The sequence below is a fragment of the Calditerricola satsumensis genome, from assembly GCF_014646935.1.
GTDB lineage: Bacteria > Bacillota > Bacilli > Calditerricolales > Calditerricolaceae > Calditerricola > Calditerricola satsumensis.
In genome coordinates this window covers 13546-31918 of sequence record NZ_BMOF01000026.1, presented here as the reverse complement: position 1 = coordinate 31918, position 18373 = coordinate 13546, and the positions used below count along the sequence as shown (strand labels likewise).

The 18373-nt window shown below is 65.8% G+C and carries 19 protein-coding genes and 1 pseudogene; all 20 read left to right on the top strand.

The annotated features are described in order from the left end of the window. Window positions 1–394, top strand: a 394-nt coding sequence (gene accB, locus IEX61_RS07340; protein ID WP_188817379.1) for an acetyl-CoA carboxylase biotin carboxyl carrier protein, incomplete at its 5' end; no start/stop codon positions are given. 11 nt (window positions 395–405) lie between these two features. Continuing rightward, entirely contained in the window at window positions 406–1782 is a 1377-nt protein-coding gene (gene accC / locus IEX61_RS07335) for an acetyl-CoA carboxylase biotin carboxylase subunit (RefSeq protein ID WP_188817377.1), read from the top strand. A gap of 37 nt (window positions 1783–1819) precedes the next feature. Then, the gene (locus IEX61_RS07330) at window positions 1820–2224 is read left to right on the top strand and encodes an Asp23/Gls24 family envelope stress response protein (protein ID WP_083463117.1); all 405 of its coding nucleotides are present in this window, start codon (window positions 1820–1822) and stop codon (window positions 2222–2224) included. A gap of 48 nt (window positions 2225–2272) precedes the next feature. Next, a complete protein-coding gene (gene amaP, locus IEX61_RS07325) occupies window positions 2273–2812 on the top strand; it encodes an alkaline shock response membrane anchor protein AmaP (RefSeq protein ID WP_229725766.1) in 540 nt (179 codons plus the stop codon). A 10-nt stretch (window positions 2813–2822) separates the two neighbouring features. After that, window positions 2823–3047 carry a DUF2273 domain-containing protein gene (locus IEX61_RS07320; protein WP_373288434.1) on the top strand — a complete coding sequence of 75 codons (225 nt, stop codon included), beginning with the start codon at window positions 2823–2825 and terminating at the stop codon, window positions 3045–3047. A gap of 47 nt (window positions 3048–3094) precedes the next feature. Next, window positions 3095–3502: pseudogene (nusB, locus tag IEX61_RS07315) on the top strand (transcription antitermination factor NusB); the annotation flags it as partial. Window positions 3503–3642: 140 nt separating this feature from the next. Further along, window positions 3643–4617 (top strand): tRNA (adenosine(37)-N6)-threonylcarbamoyltransferase complex transferase subunit TsaD, encoded by a 975-nt coding sequence (locus tag IEX61_RS07310; protein ID WP_188817374.1) that lies wholly within the window; start codon window positions 3643–3645, stop codon window positions 4615–4617. Window positions 4618–4712: 95 nt separating this feature from the next. Continuing rightward, on the top strand, window positions 4713–5573 hold the full coding sequence (folD, locus tag IEX61_RS07305; protein WP_188817372.1) for a bifunctional methylenetetrahydrofolate dehydrogenase/methenyltetrahydrofolate cyclohydrolase FolD: 861 nt from the start codon (window positions 4713–4715) through the stop codon (window positions 5571–5573). A gap of 15 nt (window positions 5574–5588) precedes the next feature. Continuing rightward, a complete protein-coding gene (gene xseA / locus IEX61_RS07300; RefSeq protein WP_188817370.1) occupies window positions 5589–7007 on the top strand; it encodes an exodeoxyribonuclease VII large subunit in 1419 nt (472 codons plus the stop codon). Then, window positions 6955–7224 (top strand): exodeoxyribonuclease VII small subunit, encoded by a 270-nt coding sequence (gene xseB, locus IEX61_RS07295; protein WP_054673533.1) that lies wholly within the window; start codon window positions 6955–6957, stop codon window positions 7222–7224. The genes xseA and xseB overlap by 53 nt, the downstream gene beginning before the upstream one ends. Then, complete coding sequence (locus tag IEX61_RS07290) at window positions 7221–8117, top strand: polyprenyl synthetase family protein (protein WP_229725764.1); 897 nt, start codon at window positions 7221–7223, stop codon at window positions 8115–8117. Before xseB ends, IEX61_RS07290 begins: the two co-directional genes overlap by 4 nt. A gap of 756 nt (window positions 8118–8873) precedes the next feature. After that, window positions 8874–9524: a hypothetical protein gene (locus tag IEX61_RS07285; protein WP_188817368.1), complete on the top strand. Its 651-nt coding sequence runs from the start codon at window positions 8874–8876 to the stop codon at window positions 9522–9524. A 3-nt stretch (window positions 9525–9527) separates the two neighbouring features. After that, window positions 9528–11414, top strand: a complete 1887-nt coding sequence (dxs, locus tag IEX61_RS07280; protein WP_188817366.1) for a 1-deoxy-D-xylulose-5-phosphate synthase — start codon at window positions 9528–9530, stop codon at window positions 11412–11414. Between the two features lie 5 nt (window positions 11415–11419). Next, window positions 11420–12247, top strand: a complete 828-nt coding sequence (locus tag IEX61_RS07275; protein ID WP_054672265.1) for a TlyA family RNA methyltransferase — start codon at window positions 11420–11422, stop codon at window positions 12245–12247. Window positions 12248–12282: 35 nt separating this feature from the next. Then, window positions 12283–12774, top strand: a complete 492-nt coding sequence (locus IEX61_RS07270; RefSeq protein ID WP_157057806.1) for a hypothetical protein — start codon at window positions 12283–12285, stop codon at window positions 12772–12774. 10 nt (window positions 12775–12784) lie between these two features. Then, window positions 12785–13657, top strand: coding sequence for an NAD(+)/NADH kinase (locus tag IEX61_RS07265; protein ID WP_054672258.1), 873 nt, complete (start codon window positions 12785–12787; stop codon window positions 13655–13657). Beyond that, on the top strand, window positions 13654–14103 hold the full coding sequence (gene ahrC / locus IEX61_RS07260; RefSeq protein ID WP_054672261.1) for a transcriptional regulator AhrC/ArgR: 450 nt from the start codon (window positions 13654–13656) through the stop codon (window positions 14101–14103). Before IEX61_RS07265 ends, ahrC begins: the two co-directional genes overlap by 4 nt. A 25-nt stretch (window positions 14104–14128) precedes the next feature. Further along, window positions 14129–15853, top strand: coding sequence for a DNA repair protein RecN (gene recN, locus IEX61_RS07255; RefSeq protein WP_188817364.1), 1725 nt, complete (start codon window positions 14129–14131; stop codon window positions 15851–15853). Window positions 15854–15984: 131 nt separating this feature from the next. Further along, window positions 15985–17433, top strand: coding sequence for a SpoIVB peptidase (gene spoIVB, locus IEX61_RS07250; protein ID WP_268238391.1), 1449 nt, complete (start codon window positions 15985–15987; stop codon window positions 17431–17433). An 81-nt stretch (window positions 17434–17514) separates the two neighbouring features. Beyond that, window positions 17515–18300 (top strand): sporulation transcription factor Spo0A, encoded by a 786-nt coding sequence (gene spo0A, locus IEX61_RS07245; RefSeq protein ID WP_054671958.1) that lies wholly within the window; start codon window positions 17515–17517, stop codon window positions 18298–18300. Window positions 18301–18373: the final 73 nt, after the last annotated feature.

Below are 18373 nucleotides of genomic sequence, written 5' to 3'. Positions count from 1 at the left end.
TCCGGCGCCGCAAGTGGCCGCTGCGGCCCCGGCCCTGTCCGCTGCCTCGTCGGCACCCGCTGCAGCCGCGACGCCGTCGGCCCCTGCCGCTGCGGCGACGCCCGCCCAGCCTGCCGACAAGAAGGCGGATGCCGCCGACGACGAGGCCGGCCTGCACAAGATCGTCGCGCCGATGGTGGGCACCTTCTACGCCGCTCCGGCACCCGACGCCGAGCCCTATGTCAAGGTGGGCGACAAGGTAAAGGAAGACACGGTGGTCTGCATCATCGAGGCGATGAAGCTGTTCAACGAAATCGAGGCCGAATGCCGCGGCGAAATCGTCAAGGTGCTGGTGGAAAACGGCCAGCTCGTCGAATACGGCCAGCCGCTCTTTTTGGTGCGGCTTGAGAAATGAGGGATGCCGCCATGTTTCGCAAGGTGCTCATCGCCAACCGGGGCGAAATCGCCGTGCGCGTCATCCGCGCCTGCCGCGAGCTGGGCATCGAGACGGTGGCCGTCTACTCCGAGGCCGATGCCGACGCCTTGCACGTGCGCCTGGCCGACGAGGCGTACTGTATCGGGCCGAAGGCGTCGAAGGACAGCTACCTCAACATGACCAACCTGATGGCCGTTGCCACCCTCACCGGCGTGGACGCCATTCATCCCGGTTACGGCTTTTTGGCCGAAAACCCGGACTTTGCCGAGCTTTGCGCCGCCTGCAACATCACCTTCATCGGCCCGAACCCGGAGGCCATCGCCAAGATGGGCGAGAAGGCGGTGGCCCGCGAGACGATGCGCCAAGCCGGCGTGCCCATCGTCCCAGGGTCGGACGGTCTGGTGGAAGACGTGGACGAGGCGGTGAAGACGGCCGAGGCCATCGGCTACCCCGTCATCGTCAAGGCCACGGCGGGAGGCGGTGGCAAGGGCATGCGCGTCGCCTACAACCGCGAGGAGCTGGAGAAGGCAATCCGCACGGCGCAGAAGGAAGCGGAGACGGCCTTCGGCAATCCCGGCGTCTACCTGGAGAAGTACCTCGAGGAGCCGCGGCACGTGGAGATCCAGATCATGGCCGACCGGCACGGCAACGTCGTCCACCTCGGCGAGCGCGACTGTTCCGTGCAGCGCCGCCACCAGAAGCTGATCGAGGAAGCGCCCTGCCCGGTGATGACCCCCGAGCTGCGCGAAAAGATGGGCCAAGCGGCCATCCAGGCGGCCAAGGCCGTGGGCTACTGCGGCGCCGGCACGGTGGAATTCCTGCTCGACAAACAGGGGAACTTCTATTTCATGGAGATGAACACGCGCATCCAGGTGGAGCACCCGGTGACGGAGATGATCACCGGCATCGACCTGATCAAGGAGCAGATCCGCGTCGCGGCGGGGCTGCCGCTTTCCTTCTCTCAGGAGGATGTGAGGTTCAACGGCTGGGCCATCGAATGCCGCATCAACGCCGAAAACCCGGCCAAAAACTTCATGCCCTCGCCGGGGCGCATCACCTATTACCTCCCGCCCGGCGGCTTCGGCGTGCGCGTCGACAGCGCGGCCTACGCCGGCTACACCATCCCGCCGTACTACGACTCGATGATCGCCAAGCTGATCGTGTGGGGCAAGGATCGCGGCGAGGCAATTGAGCGGATGAAGCGCGCCTTGAGCGAATTTGTCATCGAGGGCATTCACACCACCATCCCGTTCCACTTGCGCGTGCTCTCCCATCCGGCCTTTGTCGCCGGCAACGTCGACACGAAGTTTCTCGAAAAGTATCCGATCAACGTGGAAGAAGACGACGAAATTGGAACGGGGCAATAAGTCTGCTATAATGGGAAGACCAAGGGAGGTGTGGCGTGTGGAACCGATGGTGCCGGGCGTGGAACGGACGGAATTGGGCAAGATCGCCATTGCACCGGAAGTGATTGAGGTGATCGCCGGGTTGGCCGCCTCGGAGGTGGAAGGGGTTGCCGCAATGAGCGGCAGCTTTGTCGGCGACATTGCCGAGCGGCTCGGGCGGAGAAGGAACTTTGCCAAGGGCGTGAACGTGGAGGTCGGCGAGAAGGAGGCGGCGGTGAGCGTCTCCATCGTCGTGCGCTACGGGTACCGCATCCCCGATGTGGCGAGGGAAATCCAGGAAAACGTGCGCGCGGCGATCGAGAACATGACCGGGCTGACGGTCACCGAAGTAAACGTGCACGTGGTCGACGTGCAGCTGAAGGATGCGGAGCGTGAAGGGGCGGAGGAGCCCCGTGTTCGGTAACCCCCTGCTCGACAGGGGGATTTTTCGCTGGGGAGGGACAGGTGGTTGGTGCGCGGAGTCGACCGATTCCTGTTGGGGCTGTTCAGCCTGGCGGTGGCCGTGCTGAGCCTTCTCGTGTTCGCCCTCGCGATGTGGCTCCATCCGATCGTCTTCCAGCGCCTTGTTCCGTGGGCCGACGGCGATGCCACGCGGGCGGTCCTGGGCGCCGCGATGCTCCTCCTCTTTTTGGCCAGCGCGCGGTTTTTGTACCTGGCCTTCCGCCGGGCGGCGCCGCCGCTGACCGTTGACCAACGCACGCCGTTTGGGGATGTGCGCATTGCTGTCGACGCCCTGGAAAGCTTGGCCGCCGCTGCGGCGCGCCGGATCCGCGGGGTGCGCGAGCTGGAGGCCCGCGTGCGGCCAAGCGAAAGCGGGACGCGCATTGCCCTGCGCGTTTCCGTGGACGGGGAGGCGCCGATTCCGGATCTGACGCAGGCCCTGCAGGCGGCGGTGAAGGAACACGTGGAGCGCATTGCCGGCGTGACCGTTCAGGATGTGACCGTTCACGTCGCCGGCGTAGCCGCCTCGCGCGTGGGCCGCGTCGAATAGAGGGATGGGCATGGGCAAGATGTGGCTGGAGTGGGCCTGGTCGCGGAAAGGCGCGCTCTTCGGCACGGCATGCGGGCTTGTGATCGGGTTTGTCTACCTGGCGGTCGGCTGGTGGGACACCCTTGTTTTTGCGGCGATTGTCTATTTGGGGTACCATATCGGGAAGAAGCACGACAATCGCGAAGACCTCAGAGACGTTCTGGCCCGCATCTTGCCGGAAAAGTTTATGCGCTGACGCCGGCAAGGGCGGGGGCGAGTCTGCATCGAAAAAGGTGATGAACGGTGAGACGGAGGTTGGCTCGCGAACGCGCGATTCAGTGCCTGTTTGCCATTGACGTGGGGCATACGCCTCCGGACGAAGCGATTGCCAGCGCTGTGGCCCTCGAGGGCGAGGACGAACCGGAAGGGGACGACGGCGAGGCGTGGGACCGCTCGTTCATGGAGCAGCTCGTGCGCGGCACGCTGGCGCATCGGGAAGCCATCGACACGATCATCCGCGGCCATTTGCGGGGGTGGACGCTGGAGCGCCTGGCCGCCGTGGATCGGGCCATCTTGCGCATGGCGCTGTATGAGCTTCTGTTTCACGAAGATGTGCCCCCCAAGGTGACGATCGACGAGGCGGTGGAACTGGCCAAGACCTTTGGCGACGAGGCTTCCCCCAAGTTTGTCAACGGCGTCCTGTCCACTGTGGCGCGGGAACAGGGCCTTTTGCCGGCGGAAGAACCGGAGCAGGCCGCTGCGGAGCCCGTCTCTACCCCGCCGGGGCCTTCCGGGCCGCCGCCCCATGCCGGTTCGTCCGATGCGGTGCAGCCGTCGGAGGGCATGGCCTAGTGGGTCCGGTTGTCCTCGGCATCGACACGAGCAACTACCGCACCTCGGTGTGCGCCGTTGATGCGGAAGGGCGCATCGTCGGCGAGGTGCGGGAGCTGCTTCCCGTTCCGGAAGGCCAGCGGGGATTGCGCCAATCGGAGGCGGTGTTTGCCCACGTGCGCCAGCTTAGCGCGCTGGCCGAGCGCCTGCCGGCGGGCGTCGGGCGCTCCGTCGTGGCCGTCGCTGCGAGTGTCGCCCCGCGTCCGCAGGAGGGGTCCTACATGCCCGTCTTTGAAGTCGGGGCGACGCTGGGCCGCTTCCTGGCGCGGATGTGGGGTGTGCCCTTCTACCCGACCACCCATCAGGAGATGCACGTCGCCGCCGCCTTGGCCACCGCCGACCGGACGCTGGATGTCGATCGCTTTCTGGTGGTCCACGTATCGGGCGGCACGAGCGACGTGCTGCTGTGCGTCCGCCGGAGGCAGGGCTTTGCTCTGGAACGCATTGGCGGGACGACCGACTTGTACGCGGGACAGCTCATCGACCGCGTCGGCGTGGCGTTGGGCTTGCCCTTTCCGGCCGGCCCCCACCTCGAGGCGCTGGCGAAGGAGGCGGCGGAGCCCTTTGCCGTGCCGTCGGCGGTCAACGGGCTGTCGTTTAGTTTTTCCGGTCCGGAAACGGCGCTCCTGCGCGCCATTCGCGAAAAGGCCGCTTCGCCTGCTGCCATTGCCCGCGCGGCGGAGCACTGCATCGCCAAGACGTTGGAGAAGGTGCTGCGGCAGGCCATCGCGCGGGGCTACCCGAAAGATGTGCTCCTCGTTGGCGGTGTGGCCGCCAATGGCTACATTCGCGCCCACCTGAAGAAGCGACTGGAACACCCGGCCGTCGGCGCGGCGTTGGCCTTTGCCTCGCCGACTTACTCCGGCGACAACGCGTACGGCGTGGCCTTGCTGGGGTGGATGGCGTATAAAAACGAACATTTCGCTCAAGAATAAATGATTTTATTCGGCTTTACTTCTCGCCTCCGGCGGGCTACACTAGTGACGTGCGTGAATCGTCCACGTGTAGCCGGATTGGAGGAGGAACAAGGGTGCCTGCGACGATCCTGGATGGAAAAGCGATGGCCAAAGCGATTCGGCAAGACGTGGCCCGCGATGTGGCCCGGCTGCGCGAAAGGGGCCTGGTGCCGGGGCTGGCGGTGGTCCTCGTCGGCGACGACCCGGCCTCCCACACGTATGTGCGGGCCAAGGCCAAGGCGTGTCGGGAGGTGGGGATCCACTCCGAAGTGCACCACCTGCCGGTCGACACGCCGGAAGCCGTTTTGCTCGAGACGGTCCGCCGGTTGAACGAGCGCCGCGACATCCACGGCATTCTCGTCCAGCTGCCGCTTCCCGCCCACATCCGCCCCAAAGCGGTGATCGACGCCGTGCGCCCGGACAAGGACGTTGACGGCTTTCACCCCCTCAACGTGGGAAACCTTGCCATCGGCGACCGCTGCCTTGTCCCGTGCACGCCGCGCGGGATTTTGGAGATGGTCAAGCGCGCCGGACTGGAGGTGGCCGGCAAGCGCGCCGTGGTCATCGGACGCAGCAACATTGTCGGCAAGCCCATGGCCCAGCTGCTGTTGCGCGAGGACGCGACGGTGACCGTGTGCCACTCGAAAACGCCCAACTTGCCCGCCGTGGCGCGCGAGGCCGATCTCCTCGTTGTGGCCATCGGGCGGCCGGCCTACGTCGATGATCGCTTCGTGAAGCCCGGGGCTGTGGTGATCGACGTGGGCATCAACCGCCTGGCCGACGGCCGGCTTGTCGGCGACGTCGACTTTGCCAAGGTCCAGCACGTGGCCGGCTACCTCACGCCGGTGCCGGGGGGCGTGGGGCCGATGACGATCGCCATGCTGCTCAAGAACACCGTGGAGGCGGCCGACGCGCAGGCGAAGGCGGCGTGGTGAGGGCCGCCGTGCCGGATGGAGAGAGGGGGGACGCCTGTGGCCGAACCGGCCGTTCTGTCGGTCAGCGAGCTGACCCGCACCATCAAGGCCTTGCTGGATGGCGACGAGCGCCTTGCGGACGTGTGGGTGCGCGGGGAAATTTCCAATTTTACCCATCACAAGAGCGGGCACATGTACTTCACCCTCAAGGACGCTTCCAGCCGGATCAAGGCGGTGATGTTTGCCTCCCACAACCGCTACCTGGCCTTTCGCCCGGAGGACGGGATGCGCGTCCTGGCGCGCGGTGCGGTGTCCGTCTTCGAGCGCGACGGGCAGTACCAACTATACGTGCGCGAGATGCTGCCCGATGGTGTCGGCAGCCTTTTTTTGGCCTATGAGCAGCTCAAGGAGCGCCTGCGCGCCGAGGGGCTGTTCGATCGCAAGCGCCCCCTGCCAGCTTTTCCTAGGCGGATCGGTGTGGTGACGTCGCCGTCCGGCGCGGCCATCCGCGACATCCTCACCACCTTGAGGCGGCGGTACCCCTTGGCCCATGTGATCGTCGTCCCCGTCCTCGTTCAGGGGGAAGAGGCGCCGGCGTCCATCGCCGCGGGAATCGAGCGGATCAACCGCTTTCGGGAGGTGGACGTGCTCATCGTCGGGCGCGGCGGCGGCTCCATCGAGGAGCTGTGGGCATTCAACGAGGAGATCGTCGCCCGCAGCATCTATGCCTCGTCCATCCCGGTCATCTCCGCTGTTGGCCACGAGACGGATGTGACCATCGCCGACTTTGTGGCCGACCTGCGCGCGCCCACGCCCACCGCGGCGGCCGAATTGGCCGTGCCCCACGTGCGCGAGCTGGCGGAACGGCTGGGCCACCTGGAGGAGCGCCTGCGCGCCGCGCTGCGGCGTCGCGTCGACGAAGAGCGTGCCCGCCTGCGCCGTCTGGCCCAGTCGCCCGTCTTTCGCCATCCGCGCCGCCTGGTCGAGCCGCATCTCCAACACCGCGACCAGCTCGACCGGCGGCTGGTTGATGCGCTGGGCCGCCTGCTGGAACGCCGGCGCGCCGCCCACCAGGCCCTCGTCCGCCAGCTGGCCCTCGCCACTCCGCGCCAGCGCCTCGCCGCCGCAAGGAGCCGCTGGCAAATCCTCGACCGCGACCTGAAGCGCGCCATCGCTCTGCGCCTGCGTGAGAGGTGCCAGGCCTTCGGACACCTGCTGGGACGGCTGGACGCCCTCAGCCCGCTCAAGGTCCTGCAGCGCGGCTATGCGATGGTGTACAATGAGACGGGGGAGCGGGTGATCACGTCGGTCCGCGACGTGGCGCCCGGCGAGGCGGTGACCGTACGCCTTGCAGACGGGCGGCTCGATTGTCAAGTGTGGGGAATTGAAGAAGGGGTGCAGCATGGAAACGAAACGCGCGACCACGGGCCTTTCCGAAGCGGAACTGACCTTTGAAGCGGCGATGCAGCGCCTGGAGGAAATCGTGCAGCGCCTGGAAGACGGCGAGGTTTCGCTGGAAGAGGCGATTGAGCTGTTCCAGGAGGGCATGCGCCTGTCCCGGTGGTGCGACAAGAAGCTGCGCGACGTGGAGCAGCGCATTGACCTGCTCCTGGAAGAAGAGGACGGGGCCTTTCGCCTCGTGCCCTTTACCGGTGAGGAGGATGAGGCGTGAGGCCAGCGGCGCTGGCGGCGTATCTGCGCGACAAGGCCGACGCCGTGGACAACGAGATGCGGCGCCTTATGGCCCGCGGCGACATCCCGCCCCGCCTGCGCGAGGCGATGGCCTATTCGCTTTTCGCCGGCGGCAAGCGCATCCGGCCGGTGCTCCTTTTGGCCGCGATGGAAGCCCTGGGGGCCCCCAGTGAGCCGGGGCTCCCGGCGGCGTGCGCCGTGGAAATGGTTCATACCTATTCCCTGATTCACGACGACCTGCCGGCGATGGACGACGACGACTGGCGGCGCGGGCGCCCGACCAATCACCGCGTCTACGGCGAGGCGATGGCCATTCTGGCCGGCGACGCCCTTCTGACCGAGGCCTTTGGCATCCTCGCCGCGGAAAGCGCCGCGCGGGGCGTCCCGCCGGCCACGATTGTGGCGCTGGTGCGGGAGCTGACCGAAGCGGCGGGCGCTTCGGGCATGGTGGGCGGTCAGGCCCTTGACCTGGAGGCAGAAGGAAAGGACGTGTCGGTGGAGGAGCTTCGCGCCGTCCACCGGCGCAAGACCGGGGCCCTGCTCGTCTTTTGCGCCCGCGCAGGGGGGCTGCTTGCCGGCGCCGATGCCCGGCAGCTTGCGGCGCTGACCCGTTACGCCGAGCATCTGGGCCTGGCCTTTCAGATCCAGGATGACATCTTGGACGAAGTGGGCGATGCGACCAAGTTGGGCAAGCCGGTGGGCAGCGATCGCCGGAAGGGCAAGGCGACCTTTCCCGCCCTCCTTGGTCTTGAGGCGTCGCGGCGCGAGGTGACGCGCCTGACGGAGGCGGCCAAGGCGGCGCTGGAGGTGCCGGGCATCGACGGGCGCGTGCTGGCGGCGCTGGCCGATTACCTGTTGGCGCGGGAAGCGTAGCGCCGCGGCACACCTTCCAAAAATTCGGGTTGAACATCGATCTGGTTCTTGCTATAATGATCTTTACGAATGCGGGTGGCGCAGTATTCTAGTCAGCCCGGCATTCCTGAAGGCGGGGCTAAAAATCCGCCAAAGGGCACAACGATGAAGTTCCTGGTGGTGGCTTGGGGCGCCCCACCCTGGGCTGCTGCTGGGAGTTAAGGAAGTGGGGCGATCCACAAGGGCATGTGGGCGTTGACCCCGCTTCCGCGGAGGCCCAAGTGCGTGGCCGTCTCGCCCGCAGCGAACGGCTACGGCTTGGGGGAGGAACCTGCATGCAGGCCTCCATCGGCGGAATGCGCCCGGTCTGTGTGCAGCGTAGCCTGCCTTGAGTGGCACAGTGGGATTATAGGCGTAGGATTCTGTTCGCTGTGGCCAGGCGAACCGAATCCGTCTATATGAAAACTGTGCTGCAAAAGAGGCTAGGGAATGTGTCAGGGCTGTCGAGGAAAGCTCCTAGACTGTTCGCCTTGGCGGCGAGGCACCATGGGGATTAAAGTGTGGGCTAAGTGGTAATCCAGTCCGGCGTCCGGCGACGGCGCCGAGGCGGGCGTAAAGGGAAACCGCCTGTGCGGCGACGCGCAGGTGCCCGCTTGGGAAAACCTACTGGACCTGAAGCCACAGTATTTACCCATGGTGTTGCCACCCGCGGGTGTTTTTTTATGTGTACATACGCCCTGCCGCCTTCCGCGGCGGGCTTTGGTTGGGGTTTCCGCGATGAACGCGTTTTGGAAACGGGCGATACGGTTTTCGATTGCGGTGGGCCTCCTGACCCTGGTCTTGACCGTCCTGTTTACGGTTGTCTCCACGGCCCTCTTGAGCGGCGTCGACTGGACCGTCGGCCTGCTGATCGTGCTTGGCCTCATCCTGCTCGGCATCGCCTTTGATGCCGTCGGGCTGGCGGCGGCGGCAGGCAACGAGGTTCCGCTCAGGGCGATGGCGGCCGAGCGGATACCAGGGGCAAAGCAGGCCATTTTTCTTGTTCGCGAGGCCGATCGGGTGTCCAGCTTCTGCAACGATGTCATCGGCGACATCTGCGGCATTGTCAGCGGCGTGGCCAGCGCAGCAGTCGTGCTCCAGTTGACGGCGGCCCTGGGGTACCGCGAAGGCTCGGTGGCCCACACCGTCATCACCGTGCTGTTCACGGCGGCCATCGCCGCGCTCACCGTCGGCGGCAAAGCCCTGGGCAAGGCGCTGGCCCTCAAGCATCACAACGCCATCTTGCTGCGGGTGGGTCGGCTGGTTGACGGGCTGGAGCGCGTCCTGGGCGTCTCCTTGCTGAACGGGCGCAAGGGCAGGAGACGCCGCCGCCGCACCAACGGGAAGCCCGGCGGTTCGCAGGCAAAACGGTCCAAACGAGGAGGGTAAATCGTGCTGCTGGAACGGATCCAATCCCCGGCTGACGTCAAGCGGCTCTCCCTCGCCGAGCTGGAGCAGTTGGCCGCGGAGATTCGCCAGTTTCTCATTGAAAAGCTTTCCATCACCGGCGGCCATCTCGCCCCCAACCTGGGCGTGGTCGAACTGACCCTCGCCTTGCACGTGCTGTTTGACAGCCCGCGCGACAAGTTCATTTGGGATGTTGGCCACCAGTCCTACGTGCACAAGATCCTCACCGGCCGGCGCGATCGTTTTGACACGCTGCGCCAGTACAAGGGCTTGTGCGGGTTTCCCAAGCGCAGCGAGAGCGAGCATGACGTGTGGGAGACGGGCCATTCCAGCACCTCGCTGTCGGCGGCGATGGGCATGGCGATTGCCCGTGACTTGAAAGGCGAAGACTACAAGGTGATCGCCATCATCGGCGACGGGGCCCTCACCGGCGGCATGGCCTTGGAGGCGCTCAACCATATTGGTCATGAGCAGCGCGACATCATCGTCGTCCTGAACGACAACGAGATGTCCATCTCGCCCAATGTCGGCGCGCTTCACAACTATCTGGGCAAGATTCGCACCGGCCGGACGTACACGAAGACGAAGGAGGAGATCGAGCAGCTCCTGCGCAAATTCCCCTTCGGGAATGCCTTAGCCCGCACCGCCGAGCGGCTGAAGGACACGATCAAATACCTGTTTGTGCCGGGCATCCTGTTTGAGGAACTGGGATACACCTACCTGGGCCCCGTCGACGGACACAAGCTGGACGAGCTCCTCGAGGCCCTCAAGCAGGCGGCGCGGACGCGCGGACCGGTGCTCGTGCACGTGATCACGAAGAAGGGGAAGGGGTACAAGCCGGCCGAGGCCGATTCCGACACGTGGCACGGGGTGACGCCCTACAAAATCGAATCCGGAGAATTCATCAAGAAGCCGAGCCACGCGCCGGACTACAAAAACGTCTTTGCCGACACCCTCATCCAGCTGGCCGAGCGCGACAGCCGCATCGTCGCCATCACGCCGGCAATGCTCGGCGGATCGGGGCTGGTGAAGTTCCAGAAGCGCTTCCCTGACCGCTGCTTTGACGTGGGCATCGCCGAGCAGCACGCCGTGACGATGGCCGGGGGCTTGGCCATCCAGGGCATGAAGCCCGTTTGCGCCATCTATTCCACCTTCCTCCAGCGCGCCTACGACCAGGTGGTGCACGACATCTGCCGCCAGAACCTCAACGTCGTCTTTGCCGTCGACCGCGCCGGCCTCGTCGGGGCCGACGGGGAAACCCACCAGGGGGTGTTTGACATCGGCTTCTTGCGCCACCTGCCGAACATGGTGGTGATGATGCCGAAGGACGAGAACGAGTTTCGGCACATGCTCTACACCGCCGTCTCCTACGACGGCGGCCCCATCGCCGTGCGCTACCCGCGCGGCAACGGCGTGGGCGTGCCGCTGGATCCCGAGCTGCGCCGCATCCCCATCGGGACGTGGGAAGTGGTGCGCGAGGGGAGCGACGTGGCCCTCCTCGCCGTGGGCCCGATGGTCCAGGTGGCGCTGGAGGCGGCGGCGCGCCTTGAGGAAGAGGGCGTCTCGGCCCATGTGGTGAACGCGCGGTTCATCAAGCCCCTCGACCGGACGATGCTGCTGGAGCTGGCCGAGCGGGGCCTTCCCATCGTCACCGTGGAAGAGGGGGCGGTGCTGGCCGGCTTCGGCAGCGCCGTGTTGGAGTTCTATGCCTTCGAAGGGATCGGCGGCGTGCGCGTCGCCCCGATGGGCATTCCCGACCGCTTCGTGGAGCACGGCAGCGTGGCCGAGCAGCGACGCGACGTGGGGCTGACGGCGGAAAACGTGGCCGCGTGCGCGCGGAAGCTGCTTACGCGCGCCGCCCAGCGGGCGTGACGGCGATGGCGAAGAAAGAGCGCCTCGACGTGCTCCTCGTGACGCGCGGCCTGTTTCCGACGCGGGAAAAAGCCCGCCGCGCGATCATGGCCGGGCTCGTGCGCGTGGACGGTGCGACGGTCGACAAGGCGGGAGAGAAGGTGCCCCCGGATGCGCGCATCGAGGTGAAGGGCGACCCGTGCCCTTACGTGAGCCGCGGGGGCCTCAAACTGGAACGGGCCCTGCGCGTCTTCGGCCTGGACCTGACCGGCAAGACGGTGCTCGACGTCGGCGCGTCCACCGGCGGGTTCACCGATTGCGCCCTACAGCACGGGGCGCGGCGCGTCTATGCCGTCGACGTCGGCTACGGCCAGCTGGACTGGAAGCTGCGCCAAGATCCGCGCGTCGTGGTGATGGAGCGGACCAACTTTCGATACGCCGAGCCGTCCTGGTTTCCCGAGCCGCCCGACGTGGCCACGGTGGACGTCTCCTTCATCTCCCTCGGGCTCATCTTCCCGCCACTTGCCGCCGTGCTGAAGGCAGGCGGCGACGTGGTCGCCCTCGTCAAGCCGCAATTTGAAGCCGGTCCGGAACGCGTCGGCAAGCACGGCGTGGTGCGCGACCCGCGCGTTCACGCCGATGTGCTGCGCGCCGTCATACAAAAGGCGCGGGCGGCGAACCTGGTGCCCCTCAACCTGACCCCTTCCCCGATCCGCGGCGGGGAGGGGAACATCGAATTTTTGCTTCACGCGCGAAAAGGAGACGCGCCCGGTGACGACGTAGAAAGGAGGATAGACGCCGTCGTTCGGGAAGCCCACGACCGGTTCCGCGCCGAGCATGCAACCGACGCGTGATGCGGCGCGGTCCGGTCTTTCCGGAGGGGGAAACCGTGCTGAAAACGGGGGACGGGCTTGTCGTCGTGCTCGTCGTGCTGGGCGCGGTCGCGGTGTTGGCGTGGCGCGCGCTGGGGACGGGGTGGATGCGCCAGCAGCCCAAAGGGCCGGTGGTGGATTTGCTCGAGGCAGAAGGGTTTGATGTGGTGGCGGGGAAGGTGGCCATTCCCGTGGCCGTCACCGTCGACGACCGCACCTTTGACAGCCGCCTGTACGTCGACTTCCTCGCCAAGCGGGACGGCAAGCTGTATGCCGTCAAGGTGGAAAAGAGCCGCAAAACGATTCCCACGACCGGGGCGGCGCTGCGCGACGCGCTGCTGGCAAGCTGGCTGGTCGTGCGCCCGCACGGCATCGTCGTGGTCAACCGCGAAACGGGCGCCATGCGCATCGTCACCTTTGCCGTTCGCCCGCGGGCAACCGGCCGCTGGCGTTATGCGGCGGCCATGGGCCTCGGGGCCGCGCTGGCCTATATCTTCCTGCACGGTTGAGGTGTTGGCGTTGAAGACCTTCGGATTGGTCTTGAACCGCGACAAACCCGCCGCTTGGTCGGTGGCGAAGCGGCTTGTCGATCTGATTTTGGCGAAAGGGGCGCGCGTGGTCCTGGAACCCGAAGACGCCCGCACCCTCGGGCGTCCCGACGCGGCCCTGCCGCGCGCGCGCTTTCCCGGCGCGATCGACCTCCTGTTTGTGCTCGGGGGGGACGGGACGCTGCTTGGCTTCGCGCGGGAGTTTGCCCCCCACAAGATTCCCCTGCTCGGCATCAACGTGGGTCGCCTCGGCTTTTTGTCGGAAGCGGAGCCGGACGATCTGCCCGCGGCGGTAGACCGCATTCTCAAGGGCGACTACTGTTTGGAAGCGCGCATGATGCTCGAGGCGGAGTGGGTGCGCGATGGGGAGGCGCGCGGCTCCTTTTTGGCCCTCAACGATGTCGGCGTGGCCAGGGGTTCCTTTTCGCGCATGATCACGACCACCGTGTTCGTCGACGGGGTGTATCTCAGCCGCTTTTCGGGAGACGGGCTTGTCGTCGCCACGCCCACCGGCTCCACCGCCTATTCCCTGTCGGCGGGGGGGCCGATCGTCGTGCCGCATCTCGATGCGATTCTCCTCACGCCGGTCGCCCCGCACACGCTCACGGCGCGGCCGATGGTGCTGGCCCCACAGGATGAGGTGTCCATCCGCATCGAAGCCCCCCACGACCACATCGGCCTGACCGTCGACGGGCAGCTCGGCGTCCAGCTGAAGCCGGGCGATGAGGTCCGCGTGCGGCGCGCGCCGCACACCACGGTGCTGGTGAAGTGGAAGGAGCGCGCCTTTTTCGATGTCGTCCGGCGCAAGTTGCAGGGAGACCCACCGAGGGGGGACGGGGTGTGAACAAGGCGCAACGGCACATCAAGATTCGCGAGATCATCTCCCAGTACGACATCGAAACGCAAGACGAGCTGGTCGACAAGCTGCGCGAAGCGGGGTTTCACGTTACCCAGGCCACGGTGTCCCGCGACATCAAGGAGTTGCACCTGGTGAAGGTGCCGACCCCTGACGGGCGCTACAAGTACTCCCTTCCCGTCGACCTGCGCACCAATCCGCAACAAAAGCTGAAGCGCATGCTCGTCGACAGCTTCGTGAGCATCGACCACGCGGAAAACCTGATCGTTTTGAAAACGCTTCCCGGAAACGCCCACGCGGTGGCGGTCCTGATCGACAACCTCGATTGGCCGGAAATCATGGGCACCCTCGCCGGCGACGACACCATTTTGATCATCTGCAAGGAAAAGGAGAAGACGGGAGAGCTGGCGCGCCGCTTTCTCGACATGCTCTAGGGCGGTGGCGGAGGAGGGGAGGGGCATGCTGCTCGAACTGACCGTGCGCAACCTCGCCTTGATCAAGGAGGCCCACGTCGCCTTTTCCGAAGGGCTCAACGTGCTGACCGGCGAGACGGGGGCGGGGAAGTCGATCCTGCTGGACGCCCTCGCGCTGGCGTTGGGCGGGCGGGCCTCGAGCGATATGGTGCGCCACGGTGCCGCCAAAGCCGAGGTGGAAGCGCTGTTTGAGGTGCCGACCGACCATCCCGCCGTCCGCCGCCTGGCGGAGATGGGCATCCCGGCCGACGGCGGGCACATTCTCCTTCGCCGGGACGTCTCCGCCAGCGGCCGCAGCGTCTGCCGCATCAACGGGCACCTGGTGACGCTGGCCATGCTGCGGGAAGTGGGCAGCGTCCTCGTCTCCCTCTGCGGCCAGCACGACCAGCAGGACCTGCTCAACCCCGACCGCCATCTGGCGTGGATCGACGCCTACGGCGGGGAGGAGCTGGAGCGCTGCCGCGCCGAATACGAGGCGCTTTACGCACGCTACATGCGGGTGCGTGCGGAGCTCGCCCGGATGACGGAGGACGAGAAAGCCCTCGCCCAGCGGCTCGATCTGCTCCGCTTCCAGCTTTCCGAGATCGAGGAGGCGGCCCTGGAGCCGGGGGAAGAAGAGCGGCTCCTGGCCGAGCGGCAGAAGCTCCTTCACGCCGAGAAGCTGCGCACCGCCCTGCGCGGGGCCTACGCCGCCCTCGCCGGCGACAACCGAGGGATGGACTGGATCGGCCATGCCCTGGCCTACCTCGAGCAGGCGGCGGCCGTCGACCCCGAACTGGAACGGGTGCACGAAGCCGTGCAGTCGGCCTACTATCAGCTGGAAGACGCCGCGCGGGAGCTGCGCGACGCCCAGGAAGCCGTGCCCGACGACGACGGCCGCCTGGCGGATGTGGAAGCGCGCCTGGCCCTGATCGCCAAGCTGAAGCGCAAGTACGGCGACACGGTGGAGGCCATCCTCGAGTACGCCGCCAAGGTGGAGGAGGAGCTGGAGGCCATCGAAAACCGCGAGGCGCGCGTGGAGCAGCTGGCCCGGGAACTGGAAGAGATCGGGCGCGATCTCGGCGTCGAGGCCGAGGAGCTGTCCCATCGCCGGAAGGAGGCGGCAGCGAAGCTGTGCGCGGCGGTGGAAGCCCATCTTCGCGACCTGAATCTCGAGCACGCCAAGTTGTTTGCCGAGCTCGACACCCTCCCCGACGAGGAGGGCATCGACGTCGGCGGGCGGCGCGTGCGGGCCATGCCCCACGGGGTGGACGTCGTTTTCTTCACCTGGGCGCCAAACCCGGGGGAACCGCCCAAGCCCCTGGCGCGCATCGCCTCGGGCGGGGAACTGTCGCGCCTCATGCTTGCCCTCAAGGCGGTGGTGGCCGACGCCGAACCGTACGGCACGCTGGTGTTCGACGAGGTGGACGCAGGGGTAAGCGGCCGCGCCGCCCAGCGCGTGGCCGAGAAGCTGGCCGCCCTCGCCGCCGCGCGGCAGGTGCTGTGCGTCACCCATCTTCCCCAGGTGGCGTGCATGGCCGATGTCCATTTCGTGGTCAGCAAGGCAGTGGAAAACGGCGAGACGGTGACGCGCGTCGAGCCGCTCAGCGAAGCGGGGCGCGTCGAGGAGCTCGCGCGCATGCTGAGCGGTGTGGCGGTAACCGAAAGCAGCAAGCAGCACGCCCAAGAAATGCTTCGCCTCGCGAGGGGGAGCAAAACGGCGATTGGCTGAGAACGGGGCTTTGTTGGGAAGCCCCTTCTTTTTGTCCACGAATTACGGGGTTATATTCGCTCCAAAGGCGGACACGCTAGTACTACACGCGGCAGGAGGTGCAGGCAGGGAAGGTAGGAGCGTGATGGCCGTTGTCCCTCTCCAGAAAAACGATTGGCCTTTGCCTCATGGCGCTTTCCGTGTTGTTCGCCTTTTCGCCCCCGTTTCAGCGGTTTGCCGCCTTACCCGATGAGATTCGCGTCGTTCAAGGCGCCGTGAAACCCCTTTCGCTGTTCTCCTTTGGTTCCGTTACCGTGGACAACCCCGAGGTGGTGCAAGTCGAGCGTTCCAACGCCGTTCAGACGGCTTCATCCGCTTCCGCATCCTCGACCCGAGCGTCAAGCGGAACTTGGGTGCTCTTGCCCGGCGATGTGGGGTCGTCCCGCATGGCGGTGCAGGTGGGCGCCATCCCCTTGCGCAAGGTGACCGTTTCCGTTATCCCCGAGCTGCGCGTGGTTCCCGGGGGCCAGTCGATCGGCGTCAAGCTCCGTTCGGCTGGGGTTCTGGTGGTCGGGCATTATCTGGTCCCTCATGGCGACCGGTCGCTTTCGCCGGGTCGGGAAGCCGGCGTGCGCGTTGGCGACGTGATCACTGCCATCGATGGGACGACCGTGCAGTCGGTCGGTGATGTGGAGAAGCAGGTGCGTGCGGCGGGTTTGTCCGGTCGGCCCCTCGTGCTGCAGCTGGCACGGGGCAGCGACCAGGTGCAGGTGACCCTTCGCCCGGCCCGCGACAAGGATGGGCAGTATCGCCTCGGCCTCTACATCCGCGATACGGCTGCCGGTGTCGGCACGTTGACGTTCTATGACCCCAAGACGCGCCGGTTTGGCGCCCTGGGCCACGTCATCTCCGACGTCGACACGCGCCAGCCCATTCGCGTCGGCGATGGCGTGATCGTCCCGTCCGATGTGACGTCCATCGAGAAAGGCAACTCTGGCGAACCGGGGCAGAAACGCGCCACGTTGTTTGACGAAAACCGAACCCTTGGCAAGATTGAGAAGAACACCCCCTTCGGCATTTTTGGTACGCTGACGGAGACCCCGGAGCCCGCCCTCTTCCGCGAACCGATTCCCATCGCCCTGGCCGAAGAGGTGCGCGAAGGGCCGGCCGAGATGCTCACCGTCGTCGAGGGACGCAAGGTGGAGCGCTTTTCGATTGAAATCGTCAGCGTCTCCGCGCAGCGCTTTCCCGCGACCAAGAGCATGGTGATTCGCGTCACCGATCCGCGTTTGCTGGCGAAGACGGGCGGCATCGTGCAGGGCATGAGCGGAAGTCCCATCATCCAGAACGGCAAGCTGGTTGGCGCCGTAACCCACGTGTTCGTCAACGATCCCACCACCGGCTACGGGGTGTTCATCGAGTGGATGCTCCGCGATGCCGGGTACAATCTCGACGCGAATCCGACTGCAACCAACAAGCCGCCGCGCGCACAGGCCGGCGGTTTTTTGTGTGCCCCGGGCACATTCGACAGGAACCGGGCGACAAAAGTCGGAAAATGTAGACGAAAAGTCCGGCCGACAAGGAAGGAACTTCCCGGTTGATCGCGAATGATCTTTATGGTGGAAGCAGGGGGATCACCCTTTTCGAATCCCGCAGTTCGCCGAAAAAGGAGGATTTCCCGCGTGACGAAAAAGGTACGGGTGGTTATTGCCGACGACAACCGAGAGTTTACCAATTTATTGGCCGAATTTATTGACCAGCAGAAGGACATGGAAGTCGTTGGGGTGGCGTACAACGGGAACGATGTGATCGCCGTCTTGGAAAACACCCCAGCCGACGTGTTGATCCTCGACATTATCATGCCCCATTTGGACGGCTTGGCCGTTCTCGAGCGGCTGCACAGCATGTCGCTGCCGGTCTTTCCCAAGATCATCATGTTGACCGCCTTCGGCCAAGAGGAAATCACGAAAAAGGCTGTCGAGCTGGGGGCTTCCTACTACATCCTCAAGCCCTTTGACATGGAAGTGCTGACCAATCGCATCCGCCAAGTGGTGGTTCATGACCGCGTGATGTTGTCCATTCAGACGGCCGCGGCGTCGAGCCCGAAAAAGCATGACCTGGACGTGCGCATCACCAACATCATCCACGAGATTGGCGTGCCGGCGCACATCAAGGGCTATCTGTACCTTCGCGAAGCGATTGCCATGGTGTACCACAACGTTGAGCTGCTGGGTTCGATTACCAAAGATCTCTACCCCTCCATCGCCCGCAAGTTCAACACCACGCCCAGCCGGGTGGAGCGGGCCATTCGCCATGCCATCGAAGTGGCGTGGGCGCGTGGCAACGTGGAGCTGATCAGCAGCCTGTTTGGCTACACGATCAATGTGGCCAAGGCGAAGCCGACGAACAGCGAATTCATCGCCATGGTGGCCGACAAGCTGCGCATCGAGCACAAGGTGGTAAGCTGAAGGGCCTTGGGAAACGCGACGCCGATGTTTCGCTGGCCGGTTGACGGCGATCTGGCCCTGGGCCTGCTGTTGC